The 235-nt window shown below is 67.2% G+C and carries 1 pseudogene; it reads right to left on the bottom strand.

Annotated elements, in window-relative coordinates:
* Positions 1–235 (bottom strand): annotated as a pseudogene (locus BST40_RS28815) (FtsK/SpoIIIE domain-containing protein); the annotation flags it as partial.

Genomic DNA, 235 nt, shown 5'->3' with positions numbered 1-235 from the left:
CGGGTCTTGTACCGCGGCCACCACCGAAATCCCGACGGCACGCCCCTGCGACAGGAGCAGGCCGAGCAGGTGTTCGATCTCGGCACGCAGCTTGCGGTCGCTGACATAGGCGGTCAGCGCGACGATCTCATCGATGATCACCACATACAAGGGCTCGGCGAGGGTAGGGCTGTGTAGGCGGGTGTGCCCGCGCAGTCGGGTGGCGCGTGCCTGCATCAGCTCCACCAGCTCGCGC

The sequence above is a fragment of the Mycobacterium persicum genome (assembly GCF_002086675.1).
Lineage (GTDB): Bacteria > Actinomycetota > Actinomycetes > Mycobacteriales > Mycobacteriaceae > Mycobacterium > Mycobacterium persicum.
Note: the sequence above shows the minus strand (reverse complement) of the source record. Positions and strands in the feature narration are given on the sequence as shown.